Raw genomic sequence first — 24,785 nt, 5'->3', positions numbered from 1 at the left:
CCAACACGGCACCCCGGAAACGGAAGAGGCGGGCCACAGTGGGCCCGCCTTTCAAAATTCGATTGTACAGACTGTTGGGCTTAGCTGCCGCCGGGGGTAAAGGCGCCGCCCGTGCCCGAGCTCGACGACGACGAGCTGTCGTCGTTCAGAATGATGACGGCAGCGGCAAGACCGGCCGCACCGAGTGCCACAGCACCTTCGGTGTTGATGCTGTTGTCTTCACCGCTTTGCGACGACACAAACGGATCATTCGCAAAGGCGGGCATCGCGGTCGCGCCCGCCAGGGCGGCACCAGCGATCAGGGTCATGAATTTCGTCATAGCCATCTCCAAAACGTTTTCGGGGCATTACGCCCCATGGGTGAAACTTACGTTCAGAACATCTTTACTTCAAGTGGGCGGACCGATAAAGGCCCTTCTCCGGCTATCGGCGATGTAATGCACAAATACAACGCCATTGCCCCCTGCCATGGGTGGTTCTGGCGCGTTTTTATGCCCTTCGCGGTTCTATTGGGCCTGTCTGAGACCCACGATATCGCCCGCCGCGACCTCCTGACCGCTCTCCATGACGAGGATCGGCCGGCCATTCTCGTTGCGCGCCTCGACGATTCGCGCATGAACGAAGACCCCGTCACTCGCAATCAGTTCGTCCACCGCGTAAGAGTCCACTGAGAGCTCGTAGATACCGGCCGGCAGCGGTGCGCCGCTGTCAGAGACACCGGCCCAGTCCAGCTCCTGCCGTCCCGGGTCGATCGGAAGGCGCTGTATTTCTGTGCCGGACTCGTCCCTGACCACCAGTTCCGCCCTGTCTGCAAGGTCAGCCGCGCGCGTGCTTATCGTGACGGGCTGGCCATCAAAATGCACCGGCATCTCTGCCCTCGCGATCATGCCCACCCATCCCGAAAGCTGAGAAACACTCAGCGCACCCATCTGAGCCCCGAGCGCGGTCAGAAGCTCGTTCGTGCGGACCTGCTGCTCGACACTGGAGAACGTCGCAAGTTGGGTCGCGAACTGCGTCGAATCCACGGGATTCAGCGGGTCCTGATGCTTCATCTGGGCCGTCAGCATCATCAGGAAGGTCTCGAAATCGGAATTGATGAGACCCCCGCCCGATGACGGCGCTCCTCCGGCAGCAAAACCGCCCGTCTGACCCGCTGATCCCGATGTTGGTTGAATATCCAAAGAACTAACCCCTCTTAAACGCGCAGGTCCATCCGGCCGGTACCCGACATTCGCCCGCCGGGGCCGACCGGTGGCTCCACCGGCTCATGTGCATCGTCTCGTCCCGCCTCTTCCCGTTCGGGCAGTGCATGCTCTCGCTGGCCACCGGCCTCGCCCTGCCCTCCGGCACCGAAGGAGAAGGAGGCGTCGTCATAACCGATGTCGCGGAAATCCTGTGCCAGCAGGTCGACGTGACGTCGCAGAAGGTCGAGCGTTTCGGGCCGATCGGCCATGACATTGACCAGGATGCCGGTCTCCGACGGCGTCAGCAGGATCCGCACCTTGCCCAGTTCGGCCGGGTTGAGGTGAATGTCGACTGACCCTTCCAGACCGCCACGGATCGCGGCCGAAACCTGCATCACCTGAGGCGGCGTGCCCTGCGTCGGGGCCGGCGGAGGCGGAGTGCCCGGCGTGACCGCAGTTGCGCGCATTACCGTCGGCGCCTCCCCGTGAACCTGGGCCGCCGGTTCCCTGTCTGGTTCTGCCGTGGAACCAAGCGACCGCAGGACAGGGTTGACCACGCTCGGTCCGGCGGTGCTGGGGGCATCGCGCGGCACGGGCCCTGCCGGGATGATCCTTACGTCTCGGGGTGCTGGTCCGTCCAAAGATCGGGACGGCGCATTATCTCGCGAGGCCGGCCGGATCCCGTTCTGCCCCGGCAACGCCGGTATCCGTGGCTCGCTGACCAAACCGGTCTTTCCCGCCGGTTCCGCAACAGGAACGGAGACGGCGACCGGTTGTCTGGTCTGGTTCACGGGGGCGCTGCCCGTCCCTCGCTGATCGAGGGAAGCGAAAATCGGTGCCGCCTCCCGTTTTCCCGGAGCAGGCGCGGCCAGATGCTCGCCTTGCTGACGCATCAACGGTTCCCCGCGCCGGCCGAACGGCAAAGCCGGTACTTCGGTTCCATCTCGACCATTGCCGACACGTGCCTCGCCTTGCACCGCAGCGGCCCCGGATCGAGGCAAATGCTCCGATGCAGCATGTCCCGGCGAATCCGCCACCGGCCCGGACGGGGTCTGACGCCCCCAGTCCGCAGGATCGAACCTTCGCACAAAAGGCCCGGCCGGCTCATTCCGCGATTCGGGCACCGGCCGCTCTGTCGAATCGCCGCCGCCTCGCCCGGTCAGGATCAGCCTGTCGCCCTCTCTCGACGATCCAGCTTCCACGCGAATCCCCGTGGCACCCCGCCCCTCCGGACGCGGAAGGCTTTCACCCGCAGAACTGGCGCCCGTGGGGCTCTCGAGCCTGGTTCGGCGCTCCACGCCCCGCGCTTCGGGCAGCGCGGTCCTGTCTTGATCTCCCTCCCCCGGCAAACCGGCAAACCGGGGCTGACCAGATCCCGTCTCGACGTGCACCCGCCCGGAACCATCCGCATCTGCCGGTGTCAGAGGCCCGCGTGGCGCTCCGAAGAACTGCTCGCCCGAACCGGTCGGCACGTCGCCACGAACACCATGCAGCGGCCCTGGTGCATCCGGGGTTGCGGCCCGTTCCGCGGCAATTGCAGCACCCTGCGTGGCGCCAACCGGAAGAACGGCCTGCTCGGGCATCATCCGTTTCGTCGGGAGTGGCGCTCGCCCTTCCCGGGTCGGGATAACCCGCTGCGCCTCTCGGCCTGATGCGGCGGTGGCGGCGTCAACCACACCAAGCGGCAGACGCGCCTCGCCCGGGCCCGGATCCAACCGTGCCGCCTTGCGGCCGGTTTCCCCTTCCTCCGCAGCCGCATTGCTCGGCGCCAGCTCAGCACGTCTTCCTGTGCCGGCGAACGTCATTTCAGCCGTTTCCACGGCAGGATAACTGCGGCCCGATCCCCGGTCGCGATCCGCCACGTCTCGGTCGATACGCGGGGCGGGAAAGTCGTTGTTATCCTTGTCCGACCAGCGCACAACCGGTTGATCGATCGGGCCTGAATTCAGCCGGCCCGCGGCCTCAAGGTCCGAGTCGCCCTCGGCCCCGTCGTCCGGCCCGGGCCCAACGCGGCCCTGAAACACTCCATCCTCGTCGCCGGCATCGCTCGACCGCAACATGTCCTCACCGAACTCGGCATCAGGTGTCCCGTCCGCGTCGCTTGACCGTACAACATTCTCGTCAATATCCGCGTCCTCCGCATCCTCGGCCACATCGCCCTCGTCTGCCGCCTCCCCGGCTCCGACCGATTCGACCGGTCCGGTCCCGCCCGGCCCGGCTCCCTCACGCCCCGCAGCCCGCGCCAGGCTTCCGAGAACCTCGCGAAAGTCCCTTTCTACAGACCGGTCCGCCGCCGCCCGGATCCCGTCAGGCCCGGCCGCCCCGCCGCCAGGCAGGACGAGTTTCAGAATGGAATCGTTCAATGTGGAAAACATTCGCATGCTCCGGGATTTCTTCCGCGATCGGGGGGACCATGACAGATGCCGGTTACCGAATGTTTACTGCTTTCCCCGCAAACTGACCCCGAGTTGCATAGAATTGGAGGCGTTTGGGTGACGGAAATTTCATCACTTACCCCTGTCCGGCCGGGCCACGGAAACGACCTGTCGGCCGAGAATACCCGCGCGCGGAAGGCCGCCATGGCATTGGAGGCAAGCTTTCTGTCGGAAATGCTGAAGGCCGCGGGATTCGGCACACAGGTCAGCACGTTCTCGGGCGGCGCGGGGGAGGATCAGTTTGCCTCGTTCCACCGAGAGGCGATTGCCGAACGGATGGTCCGCGCTGGCGGAATCGGCCTGGCGGAACACTTCTTCAACGCAATGACGGAGAAGACGGATGGTACCTGAAACCGCAACCGACATACTGCACGCCCTCGATGACCTGCTCGAACAGGAGCGGTCTGCTCTGCTGACGGGCGACCTTGACCAGATGGCGGTTCTGCTCGGCCACAAGACCGACCTGATCGACGCCCTGAACGCGCTCGAACCGGAACAGCAGCCCGACCTCGAGGATATCCGGGGCAAGGTCATGCGCAACCAGACCCTGCTTGATGGCGCGTTACAGGGGATTCGCCAGGTCGCGGGCCGGATGGCCGCGCTTCGGCAGCTTCGCCATTCCTTCGACACCTATGACGAATCCGGGCGCAGGCACACGATCGAAGGCGCCGTGGTGCGGAAGGTCGAGAAACGGGCGTGAGCCGATTTGTGTCAAATCCACCGGACATGCCCGGCGCGGCTTAGCACTCCATTAGCACCTCGGCGCCATGTTGCCCCTGCATTCCAGTGAGGGTGGCGCGGCAGGCCGGAACGCCTGCTGCACATGTCAGAAAGACAGCTTGAGGCCGTCTCCCGCGGGGGGCGGGACGTTTCACTGGCGCAAAGCGCCAAAAGGCTAAAGGAAAATGCTATCGCCACCTTCCAGGCCCCACCATGGTGCCCGTCGCCCTTGACGATCTTTTTCCGTTTGATGATGACCGGCGCGGCATTGTTGCCAGACGCACTCATCTTCACCACCTTTTCTCTCACCCGACGACAGGCATAGCCCGGGGCGTATTACCGGCGGCTTAACGGATAAAGTTTTGGCGATTAACCTTTGCGGCGTCAACTCCCGGCACACCCGCAGATTTGAGATGGATTCTAGGCACTTGCCGTTTGCCTTCGCGCACCGGAATGGCCTAAGGTCCGGTCACAGGCCAGGATGGCCGCGACCTTCGAGATACACGTGCGGTGCTGTGGGAGCACTGGGGGTGACGGAGGGTGCCGCGCGATCCGGTCGGTACCCTCCGTAAAATCTGCTCGACCCTTCAGATCAGTGTCAGAACCACGCCGATGATCGCACTGCCGATCGTCGCGTACCCGCCGTCGATCAGCGTCAGGCGGAACGGCCGGCCACCGAAGCTGTAACAGGTCAAAAGCCACGGGCTGGCCAGGAAAAGCCCGATCCCCAGGCCCGAAACCAGACCCTTGTCCACCGTATCTATGCCGCTCAGCGCAAAGATATGCCGCATCATCCCGGCCACCAGCACCGCCGAGCCGAACGCCACGATATACGGCATCGGGTTCGAGGCGTTCACCGGTTTGCCATTCTTGTCGGTCTCGACACCGGCCGCCCTGACCCACGGTTTCGCCAGCACCATGTACCACACCGCCCCGAAGGCATAGGCGGCCACCGCCGCCACCAGCACACCCAGATATCCCATCCGATCCTCCCCGGATACGTGATTCCGTCAGGCCTTCACCCCGGCCAGTTCACACACGATGGTCCACTCCTCCTCCGTCACCGGCTGCACCGACAGGCGCGAGTTCTTCACCAGCACCATCTCCGCCAGCCGCGGATCCTCCTTGATCATGTCCAGCGTCACCGGCCGCTCCACCGGCTTCACCGCCTTGATGTCCACGCATTCCCAGCGCTCGTCATCGGTCGTGCTGTCGGGATGCGCCTCGTTCATCACCTCGACGATGCCCACCACGGCCTTTTCCGACTGGCTGTGATAGAAGAACCCCCGGTCGCCCACCTCCATCTCGCGCATGAAGTTCCGCGCCTGGTAGTTCCGCACACCGTCCCATTCCTCGCCCTCGTCGCCCTTCTTCACCTGGTCATCCCAGCTCCAGGTCGACGGTTCGGACTTGAAAAGCCAATAGCGCATCGCTCAGATCACCTTCTTCCACGGGATCAGCTCGACACTCTCGAAAAGGCCCGCCTTGGCATAGGGGTCGTTCTCGGCCCAGCCCTCCGCCGTCGACATGTCCTCGACATCGAGAATCACCAGCGATCCGCACATCTCCCCGCCCTCATTCAGAAGCGGCCCGGCCTGGCTCACCACGCCGGTCTCCTTGATGTAAGCGAGGTGTTTCTCGCGGTTGTCGGTCCGGGTCTGCAGGGCGCCGGGCTTGTCGCGGGCAATCAGGGCAATCAGCATTCATTCTTCCTTCAAGGGTCTCGACAGCAGCATATCCATTGCCTGTTCCACCCGCAATTGGCCGGTGACCAGCAACATGATCGCCCGCATCACCGGCAGGTCGAGCCCGGCGCTCTCGGCGTGATGGCACACCGCCTCTGCGGTTGCCGCACCTTCCACCGTCACCCCCGGCTCGAAATCCTCGCCCTTCCCGAGGCTTACCCCGAACCGGTAATTCCGCGACTGGCCCGAGGTACAGGTCAGCACCAGGTCACCGAACCCCGAAAGCCCCGAAAGCGTCTCTCTTTCGGCTCCCATCTGCACCGCGGCCCGCTTCATCTCGGCAAAGGCGCGGGTCAGCAACGCCGCCCGCGCACTCTCGCCAAGCCCGGCGCCCATCGCCGCGCCACAGCCGATGGCGACCACGTTCTTCAACGCCCCGCCAAGCTCGGCCCCGATCACGTCCGTGCTGCGATAGAGCCGCAAATTCGGCGTCGTCAGCCGCTCCTGAAGCGCCGCGCCCGTCGCCTCCCCCTCGCAGGCCAGCGTCAGCGCGGTCGGCAGCCCCCTGGCAATGTCATCGGCAAAGGACGGCCCCGTCAGGATCGCACAGATCGCCCCGGGCAGCACATCCTCGATCACCTGCGTCGGCCGCTTGCCCGTCGACAGCTCGATCCCCTTGCAGCACGCCACCAACGGCCCGCCCGAGCTCAGCAAACGCTGGTTGTCCTCGCAGAACGCCCGCAGCTTCTGCATCGGCACCGAAAGCAGCGTCGCATCCACATCCGTCGCCGGCAGCTCGCCCGTGGCAATCGCGATCTCCTCCGGCAGGGTCACCCCCGGCAGGCGTCGTCCATTTTCCCGGTCCCGGCGCATCTCCCGCGCATGCTCGGCATCCCGGCACCAGAGCGTCACCGGGCCCGTCTTCGCCAGCGACACCGCCAGCGCCGTGCCGAACGCGCCCGCGCCCATCACCCGGATCATGCCTTCGCCCCTTTCTTGCCACTGCCCAGCATCGTCGGGCTCGCGCCATCCAGCGGCCAGCGCGGCCGCGCCGCCAGCGTCATGTCATCCCGCACCCCGGCGAAAAACAGCTCCGCCCCGGCATAGGCGATCATCGCCGCATTATCGGTACACAGCCGCAATGGCGGCGCCACGAACTGCGTGTCGAATTCCGCTGAAACAGCCTCTAACTTGCCCCGGATCGCCTCGTTCGCCGCCACGCCGCCAGCCACGGCCAGCACCGGCGCCTCCCCGGCCTCTTCCGCGTAAACCTCCAGCGCCCGCCGCGTCTTCTCGGCCAGCACATCCGCCACCGCCGCCTGGAACCCGGCACACAGATCCGCCCGGTCGGCCCGGGTCAGCCCGCCCTTCTCCGCCACGACCTGGTCCCTCGCCCGAAGCACGGCGGTCTTCAGCCCCGAAAACGACATGTCACACCCCGGCCGATCCAACAAAGGCCGCGGGAACCGGAACCGCGCCACGTCGCCGTTCGCCGCTTCCCGCTCCACCGCCGGCCCGCCCGGTTGCGGCAGGCCCAGCAACCTTGCCACCTTGTCGAACGCCTCGCCCGGCGCATCGTCGATCGTGCCGCCCAGCCGGGAAAAATCCTGCGGCCCCCGCACGATCAGCAACTGGCAATGCCCGCCCGACACCAGCAGCATCAGGTAAGGGTACGCCACCCGGTCCGTCAGCCGCGGCGTCAGCGCATGCCCCGCCAGGTGGTTCACCCCCACCAGCGGAACCCCCGCCCCGGCAGCCAGCCCCTTGGCGCACATCACCCCAGACAGCACCCCGCCGATCAGCCCCGGCCCGGCCGTCACCGCGATGGCATCAACCTCCGAAAGCCGCGTATTCGCCTGTGTCAGAGCCTGTTCCACCGAGATATCCAGCTTCTCCGCATGCGCGCGCGCCGCGATCTCCGGCACCACCCCGCCAAAGGCCGAATGCAGCTCCGCCTGCCCGAACACCACCGATGACAGGATCTCCGCCTCGCCCGGCCGCGCCACCCGCAACACCGCCGCCGCGGTGTCGTCACAGCTGCTTTCCAGCCCCAGAATTGTCAGAGATTTATCCATCGGCCGGCCCGTTGCGCGTTGATCCATCGGCGGTTAACACCAGTATGGTGCGCAAACAACTCCGGGCAAGGCATGGCGAACACGATTCTGATCACCCGGCCCGAACCCTCCGCCAGCGGATTCGCGGCCAGGCTGCGCGACAGGCTGGGCGCACGGGCCGAGATCCTCGTCTCCCCCATCCTTCAGATCGACCATCTCCCCCCCGCCCCGGGACAGATCAGCGCATCCGACGTCCTGATCCTCACCTCCGCCCACGCCCTGCCGGCGCTTGCCCATCACGCCAGCGGCCAGGCCTGTTATTGCGTCGGCCCCGGCACCGCCGCGGCGGCAGAACGCGCAGGGCTTCACGCCATCGACGGCGGCGGCACGGCAGAGCATCTCCTGAAGCGGCTGATCGCCGACCGCCCCGGCGGAAAACTGCTCTACCTCCGGGGCGAGCATGTCGCCGCCGATCTGGCGAAATCCCTCTCTCAGGCCGGGATAGAGACGGATGAACTGGTGGTCTACCGCCAGCTTGCCACTCCCCTCTCCGACGCCGCCCAAACCCTGCTCGCCTCCGGTACCCCCGTGATCGCCCCGCTATTTTCCGCCCGCAGCGCCCGCCTCTTCTTCGACGCCGCCCCGGCGACAGCCCGGCTGAAAATCGCCGCCATCAGCCCCGCCGTCGCCGAAACCGTCCCGCCCCACCGCGCGCAGCATATCGCCATCGCCGCCGCCCCCACCGCCGACGCGATGCTCGACGCCGTCGAAGCCCTTGCGTAAGCCCCCTACCGGGTTGAGAGTGGAAATCCGGCAAAGTAAGGTCACATCAAGACCCGACACACCGGACAATCGACAGGGGTGAGACAGGTGGCGAGAAAGACAACGTCAAAGACAACGTCTTCGAAACGCAAGACGTCCGACAAGGACGCGGCGGAGACGAGCGAGGCAATCGCGGCTCCGGACCCGAAGGAAGACACGCCCGAATCCCCGGCCGATACCTCCGAAGGGTCGGCGGCCCTCTCCGCCTCGGTCGACGATGCCGACACGCCGAAGGCCGACGACGCCACCGACACACCCGCCACGCCCGAGCCCAAACCCCTCGGTGGCGCCAAGGTCGCCTCGCCGGAGCCCGCCACTTCAGGCGACAGCACCACCGAATCCCCGGCCGACGACAGCGGCCCCTGGGGCGAGGACACCGCCGCCATGGCCACCGCTGGCGACACCGGCGACGCGCCCACCGAAACCAGGCCCGAACCGCACGGCAAACCGACCCCGTCGGAACAGGTCGTCGTCCGCAAGGGCGGCTTCCTCCCCATGCTTCTCGGGGGCGTGGCCGCCGGCGCCATCGGCTTCGGCGCGGCCTACTACCTCTTCGCCCAACCCGCCGACACCTCCGCCTTCGACACCTACCGGACTCAAACAGACGAGTCCCTCCAGGCCCAGTCCGACCGCCTCGACGCGCTTGCCGGACAGCTCGAGAACGGCCCCGACCTTTCCGCCCTCGAACAGGGCCAGGCCGAGCTGCAGGACACGCTCACCACCCTCTCCGACCGCCTCGCCGAGACCCGCGAGTCCGTCTCCGCCCTCTCCGCCCGCCTCGACGAGGTCGAATCCCGCCCCCTCACCGAAGGCGCCTCCGAAGCCGCCACCGCCGCCTACGAGGCCGAGCTGAAAAAGCTGCAAGACGCCATGGCCGCCCAGCGCGCCGAGATCGAGCAGATGGTCGCCCGCGCCGAGGACATGGAGACCGAGGCCGCAACTACCGCCCAGGCCACCCTGAAACGCGCCGCCCTCTCCCGCATCCTGACGGCGCTCGACGCCGGCGGCGGCTATGCCGACGCGCTGGCCGACCTGCAGGAAACCGGCATGGAGGTGCCAGAGCCCCTCACTCGCAGCGCCGACAGCGGCGTCGCCACCCTGCCCGAGCTTCAGGAAAGCTTCCCCGACGCCGCCCGCGCCGCACTGGCCGCGGCCCGCAACGCCTCTGCCGAGGCCGGTGAATCCGGCGGCCTCTCGGCCTTCATCCGCACCCAGCTCGGCGCCCGCTCGCTCGAACCGCGCGAGGGCGACGACCCCGACGCCATCCTCTCCCGCGCCGAGGCCGCCACCAATGCCGGCCGCCTCACCGACGCGCTGGCCGAGATCGAGGCGCTGCCGGAAGTGGCCCGTGCCGAACTCTCCGACTGGGCCGGCCAGGCCGCCCGCCGCCTCGAGGCCGTCGCGGCGGCACAGCAACTGAGCGAAGAACTGAACTGACACCGAAAGGGCGCGTGCCAATGCTATGGTCCATCATCAAGATCGCGGTTTTCGTCGCCCTCGTCGCGGGCGCCAGCTTCGCCGCGATCTACCTCCTCGAACTCGAGGGCGGTGTCCGCATCGTCATGGCCGGGCAGGAATTCAACCTCACGCCCCTGACCGCGGTGATCGCCCTGATCCTGCTGATGCTGGCAATCTGGCTGCTTCTCAAGCTCGCCTCGCTGCTCATCGCCGTCCTGCGTTTCATCAACGGCGATGAAACCGCGATTTCCCGCTATTTCGACAGGAACCGGCAGGAAAAAGGCTACCGCGCGCTTTCCGAGGGGCTGATGGCGCTCGCCTCGGGCGAGGGCAACGTGGCCATGGCCAAGGCCAACCGCGCCGAACGCTACCTCCGCAAGCCGGCGCTCACCAACCTGATCACCGCCCAGGCCGCCGAGATGGCGGGCGACCGCCGCAAGGCCGAGGAGGTCTACAAGCGCCTGCTCGCCAACGAGAAGACGCGCTTCGTCGGCGTCCGCGGCATCATGCGCCAGAAGCTCTCCGACGGCGACACCGACACCGCGCTGAAACTGGCCCAGACCGCCTTCGCCCTCAAACCCCGCCACGAGGAGGTGCAGGATACACTGCTCAAGCTGCAGGCCCAGAAACACGACTGGTCCGGCGCCCGCGACACCCTCCGCGCCAAGCTGAAATACGGCTCCCTCCCGCGCGACGTGCACAAGCGCCGCGATGCCGTGCTGGCCCTATCGGAGGCGCAGGACATCCTCGACGAGGGCAACGACATCACCGCCAAGGAACAGGCGATCGAGGCCAACCGCCTCTCGCCAGACCTGATCCCCGCCGCCGTCATGGCCGCCCGCAGCTACATCCGCACCGATTCCAAGCGCTACGCCTCCCGCGTGATCCGCAAGGCATGGGAGGCCCAGCCCCACCCCGACCTCGCCGCCGCCTTCGCCGAGATCGAGCCGGGCGAAACCCCGCAAGACCGGCTCAAGCGCTTCGCCAAGCTGCTCAAGATCAACCCAGACCACCGCGAAACCAAACTGGTCGAGGCCGAGCTCCACATCGCGGCCGAGGATTTCCCCGCCGCCCGTCGCGCGCTGGGCACCCTCGCCGAGGACGACCCGGATGCCCGCACCCTCACCCTGATGGCCGCCATCGAACGCGGCGAAGGCTCCTCCGACGCGGTGGTCAAGGGCTGGCTCACCCGTGCCCTAGCCGCGCCTCGCGGCCCGCAATGGGTCTGCGACAACTGCCACCACATCCACGCGCAATGGGTGCCGGCCTGCGAAAACTGCCAGTCCTTCGACACGCTGACATGGCGCTCGCCCCCGGCGGCCACCGTCTCCAGCTCCACCGGGGTCGAGATGCTGCCCCTCATCGTCGGCTCCCTCGACGACCGCTCGCGCGAGGACACAACGCACCCCGCGCCCGACGCCACCGGGACCCCCTCGGACACCGAGATCGCCGACGCCGAAATCGTCGAGGATCCCACCCCGGAAGAGGACCGAAAAGCCGCAAATTAGGGCTTCCCCCGCCCCCGTCCCGGTGCTATAGCCCCGCCCCACGGGGCCGCTGTAGCTCAGCTGGTAGAGCACGTCATTCGTAATGATGGGGTCGGGGGTTCGAGTCCCTTCAGCGGCACCAGTTCCCCAATGAAAATCCTTACATAAAGACAGATCGGGCGAGATTTTCGAACCTCAAGCCACCCGCCTGTCCACCCTGGCGCGTGCTTGGCCTGTTCTCCGCCTCGGCTGTCAAGCTGCGCATACCTTTGGAAAAGTGACCCTTTCCGGCATCATCACGGGTGCGGCAGAGTAACTCAGGCCAACAATAATTTTGCCAAATGCGGTGCAAAAACAGGGCCGTTCTGATAGGGAATGGTCATGTTTGACGCGCTCAGATCCCTTGATCTGACCCTCCTTCCCGAGGACGTGCAGACGGCCAATCGGGCCGCGCAGCACGAGGCGTTCGACGTGGCCGTGCAGAGCGCCGATCCCAAACCTGATGCGAGCGCGCTGACCGAGGACATGGCTCGGCTCAGTACCGACGCGGCGTAAATCTCCCGATAATTGGATTCCTACATGAGAAAAAAGTGCATTCTACATGGTGGCATGCCGAAAACCGGTTCAACCGCAATTCAGGAAACCTTTTTTGAATCCAGCTCACCCGATTTTGTCTATGCCCCGTTGATCCTGGGCAATCATAATTTTGCAATAGAGTATTTGTTCGGCGAGGACGGGAAGGACCGCCTGGAGTCGGTACCAGCCCGACAAATCCCCAAACAATTTCATCGAAAGGCGCGAAATCTTGCAGAGCATTTTGAAGCCTTCCTGCAAAGCAATACGCGCGATGTCCTGATATCGTCAGAGTATCTTTCCAGCCTCAGGATACTGGATGGCCGGGATGAACTTTTGAAGTTCTTGAGGCCCCATTTCGATGAAGTTCACTTCATCGCCTATGTCAGAGCGCCAGAGGACTACATGGTCAGTTCTTTGCAGCAATGCATGCAATCTTCGGACTACTTGTTCGACCTTGAACTTGTTTCTCCGCATTACAGGCAAAGATTTCAGCCTTGGATTGACGCATTGGGCGCCGAAAATGTCACTTTGGTCGCATATGATCCGTCTCGTTTCCCTGATGGCAATGTCGTTCTGGATTTCGCGGAGCGTCTTGGCGTTCGCGTGGATAGTGCCGGAAATGAGAGGCACAACACAGCACAGTCAGCCGAAGCGATAGCCGTTCAACAGTTATGGAACAGAAGGCTGAATGCAGGCAACTTGTCGTTTTACCAGCGCGCAAGGATTTCGTTTGGCCGTCGGGAAGTCTTGAGTTTTGGCACCCATGAGTTCGGGATCGAACCTGAGTTACTCCAAGATATCTGCCAGAGACACCAAGACGACATCGCATGGGCCGAAGAACAGCTGGCACAGTCCTTCGTTCAGTATAAACCAAAGCCGGATGCAGTGCTTTTCAAGTCCGAAGAGCATTTCTCGGATTTCGCAAAGAATGCTGAACGGTCTTTTTGGAGCCATGTTGCAGCAAACTGGAGTTGGCGAAGGCAGTCTTTGCCCGCAATTGAGGCTTTCGGAAGAACGCTTTCCAGGGAGGAATAGCAGTTCAATACATCATCGATAGGTCAGGTTTGGCCTCGAAGCCACCGCGCACTCGCAATCCCCGTATCAGCGCTCCTCCCGATCACCCCCTCAGAACGGCAGCGGAATGATGATTGGCACGATCACGATCTTCGGATAGGGCACCTCCTGCCCCAATACACAGGCCGCCCGCCCCGATTTCTGCCCGCAGGTCACCACCGCCGCCCGGATCAGCTCCAGCTTGAACCGGTCCGCCACGTCGGCATAGCCATGCACCTCCAGCGCCTCGCGCGCCTTGGCCAGCGCCTCCTGTGCCGGTTGCCGCTTCACCGGGATCACCGTGATCGTGCCGGGCTTGGAATCGAAGAACAGCACCGCACCCCCGTTCCGCGGGCCGTAGCTGGTGCCCCGGATCCCCCGCAGGAACATCCGCCCGAACAGCGGCTGGGTCCGGTAGAACAGCGTCATCAGCGACGCGCTGCCGATGAACTCGTCATGGTCCAGGTACCGCGTGCCCGTCGACGGGGCGCCAAGCGCATACATCTCGTTCTGCCCGCACATGGCGAAATGCGCCGACGCGGTCAGCGGCACCTCCCCGTTGCGGGCCTTGCAAAAGACCCCGTGCTGCAGAATCGGATCGCGCGTGCCAGTATAGAGCATCATCACGTAATGCCGGTTCGGATCGAGGTCGAGCCGCCGCTGCGCCTCCGCCTCTCCGGGCAGGGCCAGCGCACCCGCCGCAATGGCCCATAGCATCAAAACTCTCAGGAAAATCATGCCGTTGCCCCAATGGTTGTTTGTCTATACCTTCTGATTGTTACGGTTGTGATCCCCTTCGCGCAAGTCGCGAATCCGGCGTCCTCGCCTCTCAACCCACTCAATCAACGCAAGAATCTCCGCACCGGGCCATACTTTTGCCGAAGAGGTAACCTACCCTCTTCCGCATGTTGTTCCTGTTCCGACCAAGCCCGGGTTCCGTATTGGGGCGCATCATTTACTCGGTCCGATCGGCCATACTGGTCGGGCTGGCCCTGATGACGGTCCCCCATGTCTCCGCGTGGTACGCACCACGGCAGGACACGCCCCCGGCATTTCAGGAAACAGACGACACCCGGACCCGCCCGGAAGGGCTGCGCGGCGGCAACGCCATGACAGGTATCCGCCCCGTCTCGCGCGAGGAAGGACTGGCGCTGGCCGGGAAACGCATCGCCGGCACCGTCACCAGGGTGCGCGACGGCGACACGGTGGAAATCTCCGGCGTGCCCGTCCGCATCGCCAATCTCGACTGCGCCGAGAAGGGCACCCCCGACGGCGAACGCGCCACCCGCGTGATGCTCCGCCTAGCCAGTGCCGGGCCGCTGGCCTGCAATCTCACCGGCAAACGCTCCCATGACCGCGAGGTCGGCACCTGCCACCTCGCCGACGGGCGCGACATCGGCAATCTCCTGATTTCCGAAGGCGTGTGCAGCCGCTGGCAATGACCCCGGCTACCCCCGCGGCAGCCCCAGCCTGATCGGCCCACCCGCCTCGGGATCGCTCACGACACGCCCCTTCCGGTACACCGCGATCCGCCCCTCCCGGGCCAGCGCCACGGCCACCTCCCGCACCTCCGGCATCAGCGCCCGCCAAGCCGCCTCACCGGCCTCGAGCGCCCGCGCCACCTCCGACGGGCACACCGTCTTGCCCGGCCCGCGCGCCTCGCACAGCCGCACGACCTCCTCGGCAATCCGCTCCCTCGTCACGCTCATGGCCCAAAGATAGCGCGCCAACGCAAAAAGCCCGCTCGACCGAGCGGGCTTTCACAAGATCCGAACCGGCCCGACCTCAGCCGTAAACCGATTCCTTCCCGAAATGCTTGGTCAGCATGTAATACACCACCGCCCGGTACTTGTTCCGCTCCGACACGCCATAGGTCTCGATCACCTGCCGGATCGCATCCATCAATTGCGGCCCGTCCGAAAGCCCCAGCTTCTTGACCAGGAAATTGTCCTTCACCGTTTCCAGCTCATGCTCCTGCCCCGCGGCCACGGTGGAGGCGTCGGCATCGTAAATCGCCGGCCCGCACCCAATGGTCACCTTGGTCAACAGGTCCATGTCCGGCTGCATCCCGCACTTGCTGCGCAGGTCCTCGGCATAGGTTGCGATCAGTTCGTCACGACGTCCCATAATATGTCTCCCGAATTCACCGGCGCCCGCGCCGGCCTTCAAAGGTTTTTTTGGCAGCCCTCAATGGCTGCCACAACGATAGCGAGTGTTCGCATACGTACAAAGAAAAATCCTCGGGCCGCGTGGCTCACTTCGGCGGCCGCCGGCCCTGCGCCACCGGGTCTCCCGGCCCGCCACCCGAGATTTTCGGCCCGGCCAAGGCCTCCGGATGGGGAAAGATCACCCCCTCGAACCGCCCGTGATCCGTCTCGCGATCATAGATCCGGTCCTGCTCCGACCAACGCGCGACGATCGCGTCCGCGTCGTGGCATTCCGCGTCGACAAGCTCGTTGGCGGCGCCCACCCCGTGCGCCCCGTGCTGCGCCTCGTGCTTGCCCAGCGCCACCACCATCTTCTCCCAGCTCAGCCTGAGCGGCTCGTCCAGAAGCGCCGGGTTGACGTGCCGCGGCATAGTGTACTCGATCCTCAGCCGCACCTCGCACGCCTCGCTCCAGCGCACGTACCACCGCGCGTAGGCCCAGTACCCGTCCGGCCCGCGCTCCTCCATCTGGCGCAGGATCTCCGGCGCGGTCGTGGCATCGACCGGGTAGGTCTCCCAGTCTTCCTTGATGGTGGGGTTGGCAAACGCCGGCAGGCTGCCGACCAGGATAGCCACCAGAATGGCCGTTATTGCCCGAAACAGGGACTGGATTCGCATCGGCCCTCCTGCCGGAACGGCATCTCCCGCCCCGATCAGACGCCGGCGCGCCCTGCCCGTCAAGCACCGGATACCCACACACACCAAAAGGCGCCGAGGCCTCGCCCCGGCGCCTTTCGTTCGGTCGGACCATGTCGTTACGACTGGTCGGCGTCCGTCTCTTCTTCGACTTCTTCCGTTGCGGCTGCGTCTTCTTCTGCCGCGTCGGCATCTTCGCCGGCAGCAGCGTCCTGCTCTTCATCAGCCGCAGGATCTTCGGCGCTCGCGCCTTCTTCCTCGGTGGCTTCATCGGCAGCACCGGTATCGGCGGCAGCGTCTTCTTCCGTCGCATCAGCAGCGCCGGTATCGGCCGAAGAATCTTCCGTCGCGTCTTCCGACTCCGTGGCGGCGGCGCCTTCTTCCGTTGCATCATCCGATGCCTCGGTATCGGCGGCGGCACCTTCGGTCTCGGTGTCGGTTTCCGTGTCGGTCGAAGCGGCCGAATCCGAACTCATGTCCGAGGAATCCTCGGCCGAGGTTTCGTCTTCGGTCGGCAGGATGCTCGCCATCTGCGTGTCATCCGGCAGGCTTTCGGCGTTCGATTCATCGAACTCGGGGCGCTGCTTCAGCGTCTCCTTGTCGGTGTCCAGCATGAACGTCGCCTCTTCGGGCGAGTACTCGAACTCTTCCATCTGGATGGCGACGGTGTATTCGCCAAGACCAAGGAAGCCGCCAATGCCGATCACCCCGGCAATACCTTCCGGCTGCTCGATCACATAGTCGATCTCGCCGATCGTGTTGCCTTCGGGGTCGACGACGGAACGGCCGATCACCTGGCCGACAGTCATTTCTTCAAGCGACTGCGGCGCCTGGGCGGCTGCATTGCTCTCGGCATAGCCCGTGCCGGTGTCGGTCATGCCAGTGCCGGTATCGGCCATGCCGGTGGATTCAGTGCCGGTGCCCATGTCGGTGCCGGTGTCGGTGGTCGTGTCCTGCGCCGATGCAGCGCCCGTCAGAAGCGCGGCCACAGCGGCCGTTGTCAGAAACTTACTCAGGGTCATGATGTGCCTCCTTTTCTCACACAACGTGCAAATCGAGATAGGAGGGGTTTGGGCGTCGCCTATACGTGCCGGCCCATCCAGCATTTTTCCGGCGATTGTGCGCCATTTGACCAACTTCCGACAGGCAGGTTCCCGCCTGAAACAGATTTTTTGAGCCCGATCGGTAAGTCCTGTTGATGCAACGCCGCAACCCGTCCGAAACCGGCCCCGTCCGCGCGGTCCGCAACGGGTTTCGCCGCACAGCCGACAACCCTATGAAACCTCGCCGCTTTCCCGCGCGGCCGCGGGCGGCCCGAAACCGGCCTGTCAATGCCCGGACCCTGCGATCGGTCACGGCGCACCGGGGCCGAAATGTCAAGAACGCCTCCCCCGCTCCCGCGGTCGTGCCGGGTCGACTGAAACGCGAAACGCGCCGCCGTTTCCGGCAGCGCGCTCTTTTCCGTTCCGCACCCGCGGCTCAGTAGCGGTAGTGCTCCGGCTTGTACGGCCCTTCCGGCTTCACGCCGATGTAATCCGCCTGATCTTCCCGCAGCTCGGTCAGCTTAACGCCGATCCGCTCGAGATGCAGGCGGGCGACCTTCTCGTCGAGATGCTTGGGCAGGATGTAGACGTTGTTGTCATACTGATCGCCCTTGGTCCAAAGCTCAATCTGCGCCAGTACCTGGTTGGTGAACGACGCGCTCATCACGAAAGACGGGTGCCCGGTGGCGTTGCCGAGGTTCAGCAGGCGCCCCTCGGAAAGCAGGATGATCCGAGCACCGCTCGGCATCTCGATCATGTCCACCTGGTCCTTGATGTTGGTCCATTTGTGGTTCTTCAGGTTCGCCACCTGGATCTCGTTGTCGAAGTGGCCGATATTGCCGACGATCGCCATGTCCTTCATGTCGCGCATGTGCTCGATCCGGATGACGTCCTTGTTGCCGGTCGTGGTGATGAAAATATCGGCCGATTTCACCACGTCTTCCAGCGTCACCACCTCGAACCCGTCCATCGCCGCCTGCAGGGCGCAGATCGGGTCGACCTCCGTGACCTTCACGCGAGCGCCCGCACCGCGCAGAGAGGCGGCCGATCCTTTGCCCACGTCACCGTAGCCACAGACCACGGCCACCTTGCCGGCCATCATCGTGTCGGTCGCGCGGCGGATGCCGTCGACGAGGCTCTCTTTACAGCCATACTTGTTGTCGAATTTCGACTTGGTCACCGAGTCATTCACGTTGATCGCCGGGAACGGCAGGTGCCCCTTCTCCATCATCTTGTACAGCCGGTGAACACCCGTGGTGGTCTCCTCGGACACCCCCTTGATCATGTGCCGCTGCTTGACGAACCAGCCCGGGCTTTCCTTCATCCGCTTCTTGATCTGCGCGAAGAGGTATTGCTCCTCCTCGCTCTGCGGATTCTCGATCAGGTCGGTCTCGCCCTCTTCGACGCGGGCGCCGATGAGAACGTAGAGCGTCGCATCCCCGCCATCGTCGAGGATCATGTTCGCGCCACCTTCCTCGAACTGGAAGATCCGGTCGGCGTAGTCCCAGTACTCCTCCAGCGTCTCGCCCTTCACGGCGAAGACCGGCGTGCCACCCTCGGCGATCACCGCCGCCGCGTGGTCCTGCGTGGAAAAGATGTTGCAGCTCGCCCAGCGCACCTGCGCCCCAAGCGACACCAGCGTCTCGATCAGGCAGGCGGTCTGGATCGTCATGTGCAGCGACCCGGCAATGCGCGCGCCTTTCAGCGGCTTCGCCTCGCCATATTCCTCCCGCAGGGCCATCAGCCCCGGCATCTCCGTCTCGGCGATGTCCAGTTCCTTGCGCCCGTAGGCGGCAAGATTGATATCCTTGACCAGGTAATCCTTTGCCATGTGGCGGCTCCTTAAAAATCCGACAGTCGCACGCCAGATAGCACCCGGTTCCCACGCGGGCAATGCGGGAATCCCCCGGCGTCCGGACCGACTGTGCAAGACTTTACAAATTCACCGTCCCGCCGCTATGACTGCCCGCATTTCACCCACCTGACCGGAGACCCAAGTGGCCACACCCCGCGCCTGGCAAAAGATGCTCTCGGGCCGCCGGCTCGACCTGCTCGACCCGACCCCGGTCGATATCGAGATCGAGGATATCGCCCACGGGCTCAGCTTCGTCGCCCGCTGGAACGGCCAGACCCTGGGCGATTTCGCCTATTCCGTGGCCGAGCATTCCCTGCTCGTCGAACGGCTCTACGCCCGGCTCGCCCCCTCCGCCCCGGCGAAATGGCGCCTTGCCGCGCTGTTGCACGATGCGCCCGAATACGTCATCGGCGACATGATCTCGCCGGTGAAGGCCGCCGTCGGGCCCGGCTATGACGAGCTCGACAAGCGCCTTGCCGCCGCCGTCCACCTGCGTTTCGGCCTGCCCGCCGCGATTCCCGTCACCGTCAAGAAACAGATCAAGAAGGCCGACAAGATCAGCGCCTGGATGGAAGCCACGCAGATCGCCGGCTTCTCGGAACCCGAGGCCAACCGCTTCTTCGGCAAGCCCGACCCCGCCATGACCGACGGCCTCCATATCCACCTCCGGCCGCCCACCGAAACCCGCGCCGCCTACACCGCCCGCCACGCGGAACTGCTGAGGGAGATGGGATGATCCATATCCGCCCCGCCGGCCCGATCGACGCCGCGCCCATGGCCGACCTCCTGAACGCCATCATCGCCGCCGGCGGCACCACGGCAATGACCGACCCGGTGACCTCCGCCATGCTCAAGGACTGGATGCAGGCCGCGCCCGGCGCCGCCGCCTGGCACCTCGCCGAGGATGATACCGGCACCGTCCTCGGCTTCCAGTGGATCCAGCCCAGGGACGGCCTGCCGCCGGAGGCCTGCGATATCGCCACCTTCGTTCAGATCGGCCGCGCCAAGCTCGGCATCGGCTCCGCCCTCTTCGAGCATACGCGCGACGCGGCAAGATCCCTCGGCTACAGCTGGATCAACGCGACGATCCGCGCCGACAACACCGGCGGCCTCGCCTATTACCAAAGCCGCGGGTTCGAGACCTATGATATCCGCAAGAACGTGCCCCTGCCCGGCGGCGCAACCGTCGACCGCGTCTCCAAGCGCTTCGACCTCTAGGCCCTAGCGCGGCGACCGCTTCGCCAGAATCCGCTGCAAGGTCCGCCGGTGCATGTTCAGCCGCCGCGCCGTCTCGCTCACGTTCCGGTCGCACAGCTCGTAGACCCGCTGGATATGCTCCCACCTGACCCGGTCGGCGCTCATCGGGTTCTCGGGCGGTGGCGGCAATTCATCCTCCGTCGCCAGAAGCGCGTTGGTGATATCCGTCGCATCCGCCGGCTTAGACAGGTAATCCGTCGCCCCGATCTTCACCGCCGCCACGGCGGTGGCAATCGCGCCGTACCCGGTCAGCACCACGATCCGCGCATCGGGCCGCTTCTCGCGGATGGTCTCCACCACGTCGAGCCCGTTGCCATCCTCCAGCCGCAGGTCGCACACCGCGTAGGCCGGCGGCCGCGCCGTGGCGATGGCCTGTCCCGCGGCCACCGAACCGGCGGTCTCCACCTCGAAGCCGCGCTTCTCCATCGCCTTGGCCAGCCGTTTCAGGAACGGCTCGTCGTCATCGACGAGCAACAGGGATTTGTCCTCGCCTATGTCACGCTGATCTTCGGCCATTCGGTCCCTCCCGTGAACGCGCCCGGCGTGGCGACCATCTCTATCGCCCGCCAATCGCTGCGTCAAACCATCGCACCGGGCTCAGCCGGCGTCCAGAAAGCATTGCACCCGGTCCGCCATCTCCTCGGCCGAGGCATCCCGGCGGAAGAAATCGACGAACCCGGTCTCCGGCAGGACAAGATAGGTCATCGTCGAGTGATCGACGAGGTAATATTCGTCATCCTCGTCGTCATGGGCGCTGTAATAGGTCCGGTAGGCCTGGCTCGCCGCCTTGACCTGTTCCGGCGATCCGGTCAGGCCCAGCATCCGCGGATGCAGGTTCGCGGTAAAGTCGTCGACCACCTCGGGCGTGTCCCGCTTGGGGTCGACCGAGATGAAGACCGGCTTCACCATCTCGCCTCTTTCCTCAAGGATATCAACGGCCTGCGCATTGCGCGCCACGTCGATCGGGCAGACATCCGGGCAGAAGGTATAGCCGAAATAGATCAGCGCGGGCTGGTCGATCACCTCTTTCTCGGTCACCGTCTCGCCGGTCTCGCTCACCAGCTCGAACGGCCCGCCGATGGCCCCCGCACCGCCCGCGACATTGCCGCCCCGGCATTGCGCGAACTGGTCGCCCCCATCGCCCCGCTTCGTGATCCAGTAGATGGCACCGAGCAGAACAGCCAGCACGACGGCAGAGCCGATGGCGATGATCCGTGTCATGGGAGACCCTTTCATTTCCGGGGTTCTTTTCGCGTTGCCGCACATCTAACATCGCGGGTGGAAACTGCAACGTCCTCCGGGTCTCCCATGGCGGAACATCGAACGGCCCCGGCCGACACGAGCGACAGCGACAACTGGATCCGGCTGCGCACGCTGGTTCTGCTCCGCTGGTGGGCGATCATCGGCCAGATCTCGGCCCTGATCGTCGCCCAGCGGCTCTACAATCTCGAACTCGAGGTCGGGCTGTGCTACCTCGCCATCGGCGCCTCGGTCATCTCCAACCTCGTCGCCGGCTTCGTCTTCCCCGAGAACAAGCGCCTGACCGAGTCCCAGACCTTTCTGGTCGTGCTGTTCGACATGCTGCAGCTGGCGCTGATGCTCTATCTCACCGGCGGGCTGCACAACCCGTTCTCGATCCTGATCGTCGGGCCGGTCACCGTGTCGGCCTCGGCGCTGTCGTCACGCTCGACGCTCCTCCTGGGGGTGATGTCGATCCTCATCGTCACCCTGCTCATCCCCTTCCACCTGCCCCTGCGCACGGCCGAGGGGTTCCTGCTGCGCGTGCCGCAGATCTTCCTGTTCGGCAACTGGTTCGCCATCGTCATCGCGGTGATCTTCCTCGGGGTCTATTCCCGCTGGATCGTCTCGGAAATGCGCGCCATGGCCGAGGCGCTGCAAGCCACCCAGATGGCGCTGGCACGCGAACAGAAGCTGACCGACTTGGGCGGCGTGGTCGCGGCGGCGGCGCACGAACTCGGCACGCCCCTTGCCACCATCAAGCTCGCCAGCTCCGAACTGGCAGAGGAGCTCGACGACAATCCCGACCTGCGCGCCGACGCGCTGCTGATCCGCGAACAGGCCGACCGCTGCCGCGACATCCTCCGCTCGATGGGCCGCGCCGGCAAGGATGACCTGCACCTGCGCAGGGCGCCGCTCTCGGCCGTTGTGGAAGAGGCCGCCGACCCGCATATCGACCGTGGCAAGTTCATCCACTTCGAACATGCCCCCGCCGAGGGAAGCAGCGCCTTCCAGCCCGAGATCTTCCGCCGTCCCGAGGTGATCCACGGCCTGCGAAACCTCGTGCAGAACGCGGTCGATTTCGCCCGCGAGAATGTCTGGGTCGAAACCCTCTGGTCCGATGATGAGGTCACCGTGCGGATCATGGATGACGGGCGCGGCTACCCCTCGCACCTGCTGGGCCGGATCGGCGACCCGCTGATGCGCCGGCGCGGCGGCGGGCGCGACCCGCGCCGCCCGGAATACGAAGGCATGGGGCTGGGCCTCTTCATCGCCAAGACCCTGCTGGAACGCTCCGGCGCCGATCTCAGCTTCGCCAACGGCAGCGACAGCTTCCGCCACCGGCTCGACCGGGCCCAGCGCACCGGCGCCTTCGTCGAGGTCCGCTGGCCCCGCGCCGCCATCGCCTCCGACACGCTGCCCGGCCTGCCGCTCGGAGAGAACCAACCGATCCGGGCATGACGCCACGGTACTCGGCCAAAGGTTGAATCTGTTAACCTCCCGTTAACCGACTTGCGCAACCCTGATCCGGGGAAGACAGGAGATCGGGGATGCAGGGCATCGTGCAGGGGATGCCGGTCGCCGTCATGCTTTCGGGGCTGACGGCCGGATTGGTGATGTGGGCGGTGGCCCGGTGGCCCATGTGGCGCCGGCGCAGGTCCGGCACGAAACGCAGGTCAGGCCGCGGCGCGACGAACTTCTTCCTGTTCCGCGACGGCGTCCTGATCGACCACGATACCGGCCCGTCCGGCCGCCCCGACGATCCGCTCACCGGCGTCACCGAATGGCCCGACCTGCGCCGCTGGCTCGACCCGCGCTTTCCCGGCCTGCCCACCGAACTGCCGCCGATCTCGGCCGGCCGGATCACCACCTACCCGTCTCAGGACCGCAACGATCCCGCCGTCGTCACCATCGCCGCCATCCGCCAGGGCCACCGCATCACGCTCATCGACCCGGCCCTGCCATCGCCCGCCGACTGGCACGACGCCCTCACCCGCCTCGCCGCCAAGCGCCTCCTCCGCAAGGCCGCCGAAACGGCACCCATCGCCATCTGCACCCTCGATCGCGACGGCAACATCGCCTGGCGCAACGCGGTGTTCCAGGAATTCTCCGACGCCGACGAAGCCCGCCTGCTCCACGCCGCCAGCCACCCGGACGAAGCAGGCGCCGACACCGTTACCCTGACCGATCCCGGAACCGGCCAGTCCCGGCACATCAACCTGACGCTCACCGGCGCCGGCAACCAGCGCATCCTCTACGCCGCCGACGTGACCGACCTCGTCAACACCGATGCCATGCGCAGCAGCTTCATCCAGACCCTCACCAAGACCTTCGCCGACCTCGCCACCGGCCTCGCCGTCTTCGACCGGGGCCAGCGCCTCGCCCTCTTCAACCCGGCGCTGGTCGATCTCACCGGCCTGCCCATCGAATTCCTCAGCGCCCGGCCCGGCCTGCTCGACTTCTTCGACCGCCTGCGCGACCGCCAGGTCCTGCCGGAGCCCAAGAACTACGCCTCCTGGCGCGCCCAGATCAACGAGATGATCGAAACCGCCGCGGGCGGCCACTATGCCGAGGCCTGGTCGCTCACCTGCGGCCTCACCTACCGGGTCACCGGACGCCCCCACCCCGACGGCGCCATCGCCTTCCTGTTCGAGGACATCACCGACGAGATTTCCCTCACCCGCCGCACCCGAAGCCAGCTCGAGATCCGCCAGGCCGTGCTCGACCGGCTCGACGACGCCATCGCCGTCCTGGGTTCCGACGGCACGCTCATCCTCTGCAACCAGCCCTTCCGCGACCGCTTCGCCGTGGTCGACGACACCTTCAAGGAGATCACGCTGGAAGAGCTCGTGCAGAAGGGCCGCAAACTCTACCCGAACGACGCCCTCTGGGCCGAGCTCCTCGCCGGCTCGGGCCACACCTCGCTCTCGGGCCACGCGGGCGACGCGGCCACCGGCCAGGTCGAACTCGAACTCGCCCCGCTCACCGGCGGCTTCGCCATGCTCTCCGTCTCGCCCATGCGCATACCGGAGCTGCCCCCGGCCTGATCGCTGTTGCAGGCAGCGGCGGCGCGTG

At 65.6% G+C, this 24,785-nt stretch carries 28 protein-coding genes, 1 tRNA gene and 1 pseudogene; 13 read left to right on the top strand and 17 right to left on the bottom strand.

Annotated features, from left to right (window positions below; all coding sequences use genetic code 11):
- Positions 1-80 precede the first annotated feature (80 nt).
- From ACO07J_RS14255 to ACO07J_RS14245, 3 genes are all read right to left on the bottom strand, one after another.
- Entirely contained in the window at positions 81-320 is a 240-nt protein-coding gene (locus tag ACO07J_RS14255; protein WP_422030095.1) for a hypothetical protein, read from the bottom strand.
- A 186-nt stretch (positions 321-506) separates the two neighbouring features.
- A complete protein-coding gene (locus ACO07J_RS14250; protein ID WP_422030093.1) occupies positions 507-1,181 on the bottom strand; it encodes a flagellar hook capping FlgD N-terminal domain-containing protein in 675 nt (224 codons plus the stop codon).
- Positions 1,182-1,195: 14 nt separating this feature from the next.
- A complete protein-coding gene (locus ACO07J_RS14245; protein WP_422030091.1) occupies positions 1,196-3,559 on the bottom strand; it encodes a flagellar hook-length control protein FliK in 2,364 nt (787 codons plus the stop codon).
- Between the two features lie 45 nt (positions 3,560-3,604).
- Here ACO07J_RS14245 and ACO07J_RS14240 point away from each other — a divergent pair, with 45 nt between their 5' ends.
- Positions 3,605-3,970, top strand: coding sequence for a rod-binding protein (locus ACO07J_RS14240; RefSeq protein ID WP_422030089.1), 366 nt, complete (start codon positions 3,605-3,607; stop codon positions 3,968-3,970).
- Positions 3,960-4,319 (top strand): flagellar protein FlgN, encoded by a 360-nt coding sequence (locus ACO07J_RS14235; protein WP_422030087.1) that lies wholly within the window; start codon positions 3,960-3,962, stop codon positions 4,317-4,319. Before ACO07J_RS14240 ends, ACO07J_RS14235 begins: the two co-directional genes overlap by 11 nt.
- 206 nt (positions 4,320-4,525) lie before the next feature.
- Here the strand turns inward: ACO07J_RS14235 and ACO07J_RS14230 are convergent.
- From ACO07J_RS14230 to tsaD, 6 genes and pseudogenes are all read right to left on the bottom strand, one after another.
- Positions 4,526-4,627 (bottom strand): annotated as a pseudogene (locus ACO07J_RS14230) (chemotaxis protein MotB); the annotation flags it as partial.
- Between the two features lie 299 nt (positions 4,628-4,926).
- A complete protein-coding gene (locus ACO07J_RS14225) occupies positions 4,927-5,322 on the bottom strand; it encodes a DUF1761 domain-containing protein (RefSeq protein WP_422030085.1) in 396 nt (131 codons plus the stop codon).
- 27 nt (positions 5,323-5,349) lie between these two features.
- A complete protein-coding gene (locus ACO07J_RS14220) occupies positions 5,350-5,769 on the bottom strand; it encodes an EVE domain-containing protein (protein ID WP_422030083.1) in 420 nt (139 codons plus the stop codon).
- Positions 5,770-5,772: 3 nt separating this feature from the next.
- A complete protein-coding gene (locus tag ACO07J_RS14215) occupies positions 5,773-6,042 on the bottom strand; it encodes a YciI family protein (protein ID WP_422030081.1) in 270 nt (89 codons plus the stop codon).
- Positions 6,043-7,005: an NAD(P)H-dependent glycerol-3-phosphate dehydrogenase gene (locus ACO07J_RS14210; protein ID WP_422030079.1), complete on the bottom strand. Its 963-nt coding sequence runs from the start codon at positions 7,003-7,005 to the stop codon at positions 6,043-6,045.
- The gene (gene tsaD / locus ACO07J_RS14205; RefSeq protein WP_422030077.1) at positions 7,002-8,099 is read right to left on the bottom strand and encodes a tRNA (adenosine(37)-N6)-threonylcarbamoyltransferase complex transferase subunit TsaD; all 1,098 of its coding nucleotides are present in this window, start codon (positions 8,097-8,099) and stop codon (positions 7,002-7,004) included. The genes ACO07J_RS14210 and tsaD overlap by 4 nt, the downstream gene beginning before the upstream one ends.
- Positions 8,100-8,171: 72 nt before the next feature.
- Here tsaD and ACO07J_RS14200 point away from each other — a divergent pair, with 72 nt between their 5' ends.
- From ACO07J_RS14200 to ACO07J_RS14175, 6 genes are all read left to right on the top strand, one after another.
- Positions 8,172-8,861 (top strand): uroporphyrinogen-III synthase, encoded by a 690-nt coding sequence (locus ACO07J_RS14200; protein WP_422030075.1) that lies wholly within the window; start codon positions 8,172-8,174, stop codon positions 8,859-8,861.
- An 87-nt stretch (positions 8,862-8,948) separates the two neighbouring features.
- The gene (locus ACO07J_RS14195) at positions 8,949-10,337 is read left to right on the top strand and encodes a hypothetical protein (RefSeq protein WP_422030073.1); all 1,389 of its coding nucleotides are present in this window, start codon (positions 8,949-8,951) and stop codon (positions 10,335-10,337) included.
- Between the two features lie 20 nt (positions 10,338-10,357).
- Positions 10,358-11,866: a heme biosynthesis protein HemY gene (locus tag ACO07J_RS14190; RefSeq protein WP_422030071.1), complete on the top strand. Its 1,509-nt coding sequence runs from the start codon at positions 10,358-10,360 to the stop codon at positions 11,864-11,866.
- A 45-nt stretch (positions 11,867-11,911) separates the two neighbouring features.
- Positions 11,912-11,987, top strand: a tRNA-Thr gene (locus ACO07J_RS14185).
- Positions 11,988-12,226: 239 nt separating this feature from the next.
- The gene (locus tag ACO07J_RS14180; protein WP_422030069.1) at positions 12,227-12,400 is read left to right on the top strand and encodes a hypothetical protein; all 174 of its coding nucleotides are present in this window, start codon (positions 12,227-12,229) and stop codon (positions 12,398-12,400) included.
- Between the two features lie 24 nt (positions 12,401-12,424).
- On the top strand, positions 12,425-13,456 hold the full coding sequence (locus tag ACO07J_RS14175; RefSeq protein ID WP_422030067.1) for a hypothetical protein: 1,032 nt from the start codon (positions 12,425-12,427) through the stop codon (positions 13,454-13,456).
- A gap of 90 nt (positions 13,457-13,546) precedes the next feature.
- Here the strand turns inward: ACO07J_RS14175 and ACO07J_RS14170 are convergent, their stop codons facing one another.
- A complete protein-coding gene (locus ACO07J_RS14170; RefSeq protein WP_422030065.1) occupies positions 13,547-14,191 on the bottom strand; it encodes a hypothetical protein in 645 nt (214 codons plus the stop codon).
- Positions 14,192-14,469: 278 nt separating this feature from the next.
- On the opposite strand from ACO07J_RS14170, the gene ACO07J_RS14165 reads away from it, so the two are divergent.
- Positions 14,470-14,916 carry a thermonuclease family protein gene (locus ACO07J_RS14165; RefSeq protein ID WP_422030063.1) on the top strand — a complete coding sequence of 149 codons (447 nt, stop codon included), beginning with the start codon at positions 14,470-14,472 and terminating at the stop codon, positions 14,914-14,916.
- 6 nt (positions 14,917-14,922) lie between these two features.
- Here ACO07J_RS14165 and ACO07J_RS14160 read toward each other — a convergent pair whose 3' ends face one another.
- The 5 genes from ACO07J_RS14160 to ahcY all read right to left on the bottom strand — a co-directional run bounded on the left by ACO07J_RS14160 (position 14,923) and on the right by ahcY (position 19,190).
- On the bottom strand, positions 14,923-15,204 hold the full coding sequence (locus tag ACO07J_RS14160) for a DUF3253 domain-containing protein (protein WP_422030061.1): 282 nt from the start codon (positions 15,202-15,204) through the stop codon (positions 14,923-14,925).
- Between the two features lie 55 nt (positions 15,205-15,259).
- On the bottom strand, positions 15,260-15,601 hold the full coding sequence (locus tag ACO07J_RS14155; RefSeq protein ID WP_422030059.1) for a DUF2853 family protein: 342 nt from the start codon (positions 15,599-15,601) through the stop codon (positions 15,260-15,262).
- A 127-nt stretch (positions 15,602-15,728) separates the two neighbouring features.
- Entirely contained in the window at positions 15,729-16,298 is a 570-nt protein-coding gene (locus tag ACO07J_RS14150; protein WP_422030057.1) for a DUF922 domain-containing protein, read from the bottom strand.
- A gap of 137 nt (positions 16,299-16,435) precedes the next feature.
- Positions 16,436-17,338, bottom strand: a complete 903-nt coding sequence (locus tag ACO07J_RS14145; RefSeq protein ID WP_422030055.1) for a hypothetical protein — start codon at positions 17,336-17,338, stop codon at positions 16,436-16,438.
- 457 nt (positions 17,339-17,795) lie between these two features.
- On the bottom strand, positions 17,796-19,190 hold the full coding sequence (gene ahcY / locus ACO07J_RS14140; RefSeq protein WP_422030053.1) for an adenosylhomocysteinase: 1,395 nt from the start codon (positions 19,188-19,190) through the stop codon (positions 17,796-17,798).
- Between the two features lie 193 nt (positions 19,191-19,383).
- On the opposite strand from ahcY, the gene ACO07J_RS14135 reads away from it, so the two are divergent.
- Together ACO07J_RS14135 and ACO07J_RS14130 are read left to right on the top strand one after the other, a co-directional pair.
- Entirely contained in the window at positions 19,384-19,950 is a 567-nt protein-coding gene (locus tag ACO07J_RS14135) for an HD domain-containing protein (protein ID WP_422030889.1), read from the top strand.
- Entirely contained in the window at positions 19,947-20,432 is a 486-nt protein-coding gene (locus ACO07J_RS14130) for a GNAT family N-acetyltransferase (protein ID WP_422030051.1), read from the top strand. The genes ACO07J_RS14135 and ACO07J_RS14130 overlap by 4 nt, the downstream gene beginning before the upstream one ends.
- A gap of 3 nt (positions 20,433-20,435) precedes the next feature.
- Here the strand turns inward: ACO07J_RS14130 and ACO07J_RS14125 are convergent, their stop codons facing one another.
- Positions 20,436-20,987 (bottom strand): ActR/PrrA/RegA family redox response regulator transcription factor, encoded by a 552-nt coding sequence (locus ACO07J_RS14125; protein WP_422030049.1) that lies wholly within the window; start codon positions 20,985-20,987, stop codon positions 20,436-20,438.
- Positions 20,988-21,068: 81 nt separating this feature from the next.
- Entirely contained in the window at positions 21,069-21,692 is a 624-nt protein-coding gene (locus tag ACO07J_RS14120) for an SCO family protein (protein ID WP_422030047.1), read from the bottom strand.
- Positions 21,693-21,779: 87 nt separating this feature from the next.
- Between ACO07J_RS14120 and regB the strand changes: the two genes are divergently transcribed.
- Positions 21,780-23,171 (top strand): sensor histidine kinase RegB, encoded by a 1,392-nt coding sequence (gene regB, locus ACO07J_RS14115; protein WP_422030045.1) that lies wholly within the window; start codon positions 21,780-21,782, stop codon positions 23,169-23,171.
- An 89-nt stretch (positions 23,172-23,260) separates the two neighbouring features.
- Entirely contained in the window at positions 23,261-24,757 is a 1,497-nt protein-coding gene (locus ACO07J_RS14110; RefSeq protein ID WP_422030043.1) for a PAS-domain containing protein, read from the top strand.
- Positions 24,758-24,785 lie beyond the last annotated feature (28 nt).

It is taken from the genome of Roseovarius sp., assembly GCF_965228755.1.
In the GTDB taxonomy this organism is placed as follows: domain Bacteria; phylum Pseudomonadota; class Alphaproteobacteria; order Rhodobacterales; family Rhodobacteraceae; genus Roseovarius.
This window is presented reverse-complemented; position numbering and strand designations above follow the sequence as displayed.

Coding starts and splice junctions, on each gene's coding strand:
- ACO07J_RS14220 (WP_422030083.1), bottom strand. CDS start 5,769: ATGCGCTATTGGCTTTTCAAGTCCGAACCGTCGACCTGGAGCTGGGAT.
- ACO07J_RS14210 (WP_422030079.1), bottom strand. CDS start 7,005: ATGATCCGGGTGATGGGCGCGGGCGCGTTCGGCACGGCGCTGGCGGTG.
- ACO07J_RS14165 (WP_422030063.1), top strand. CDS start 14,470: ATGACGGTCCCCCATGTCTCCGCGTGGTACGCACCACGGCAGGACACG.
- ACO07J_RS14110 (WP_422030043.1), top strand. CDS start 23,261: ATGCAGGGCATCGTGCAGGGGATGCCGGTCGCCGTCATGCTTTCGGGG.
- ACO07J_RS14180 (WP_422030069.1), top strand. CDS start 12,227: ATGTTTGACGCGCTCAGATCCCTTGATCTGACCCTCCTTCCCGAGGAC.
- ACO07J_RS14240 (WP_422030089.1), top strand. CDS start 3,605: ATGCCGGTTACCGAATGTTTACTGCTTTCCCCGCAAACTGACCCCGAG.
- ACO07J_RS14190 (WP_422030071.1), top strand. CDS start 10,358: ATGCTATGGTCCATCATCAAGATCGCGGTTTTCGTCGCCCTCGTCGCG.
- ACO07J_RS14120 (WP_422030047.1), bottom strand. CDS start 21,692: ATGACACGGATCATCGCCATCGGCTCTGCCGTCGTGCTGGCTGTTCTG.
- ACO07J_RS14215 (WP_422030081.1), bottom strand. CDS start 6,042: ATGCTGATTGCCCTGATTGCCCGCGACAAGCCCGGCGCCCTGCAGACC.
- ACO07J_RS14255 (WP_422030095.1), bottom strand. CDS start 320: ATGACGAAATTCATGACCCTGATCGCTGGTGCCGCCCTGGCGGGCGCG.
- ACO07J_RS14125 (WP_422030049.1), bottom strand. CDS start 20,987: ATGGCCGAAGATCAGCGTGACATAGGCGAGGACAAATCCCTGTTGCTC.
- ACO07J_RS14150 (WP_422030057.1), bottom strand. CDS start 16,298: ATGCGAATCCAGTCCCTGTTTCGGGCAATAACGGCCATTCTGGTGGCT.
- ACO07J_RS14225 (WP_422030085.1), bottom strand. CDS start 5,322: ATGGGATATCTGGGTGTGCTGGTGGCGGCGGTGGCCGCCTATGCCTTC.
- ACO07J_RS14170 (WP_422030065.1), bottom strand. CDS start 14,191: ATGCTATGGGCCATTGCGGCGGGTGCGCTGGCCCTGCCCGGAGAGGCG.
- ACO07J_RS14130 (WP_422030051.1), top strand. CDS start 19,947: ATGATCCATATCCGCCCCGCCGGCCCGATCGACGCCGCGCCCATGGCC.
- ACO07J_RS14245 (WP_422030091.1), bottom strand. CDS start 3,559: ATGTTTTCCACATTGAACGATTCCATTCTGAAACTCGTCCTGCCTGGC.
- ahcY (WP_422030053.1), bottom strand. CDS start 19,190: ATGGCAAAGGATTACCTGGTCAAGGATATCAATCTTGCCGCCTACGGG.
- regB (WP_422030045.1), top strand. CDS start 21,780: ATGGCGGAACATCGAACGGCCCCGGCCGACACGAGCGACAGCGACAAC.
- ACO07J_RS14175 (WP_422030067.1), top strand. CDS start 12,425: ATGAGAAAAAAGTGCATTCTACATGGTGGCATGCCGAAAACCGGTTCA.
- ACO07J_RS14235 (WP_422030087.1), top strand. CDS start 3,960: ATGGTACCTGAAACCGCAACCGACATACTGCACGCCCTCGATGACCTG.
- ACO07J_RS14200 (WP_422030075.1), top strand. CDS start 8,172: ATGGCGAACACGATTCTGATCACCCGGCCCGAACCCTCCGCCAGCGGA.
- ACO07J_RS14145 (WP_422030055.1), bottom strand. CDS start 17,338: ATGACCCTGAGTAAGTTTCTGACAACGGCCGCTGTGGCCGCGCTTCTG.
- ACO07J_RS14135 (WP_422030889.1), top strand. CDS start 19,384: ATGCTCTCGGGCCGCCGGCTCGACCTGCTCGACCCGACCCCGGTCGAT.
- ACO07J_RS14155 (WP_422030059.1), bottom strand. CDS start 15,601: ATGGGACGTCGTGACGAACTGATCGCAACCTATGCCGAGGACCTGCGC.
- tsaD (WP_422030077.1), bottom strand. CDS start 8,099: ATGGATAAATCTCTGACAATTCTGGGGCTGGAAAGCAGCTGTGACGAC.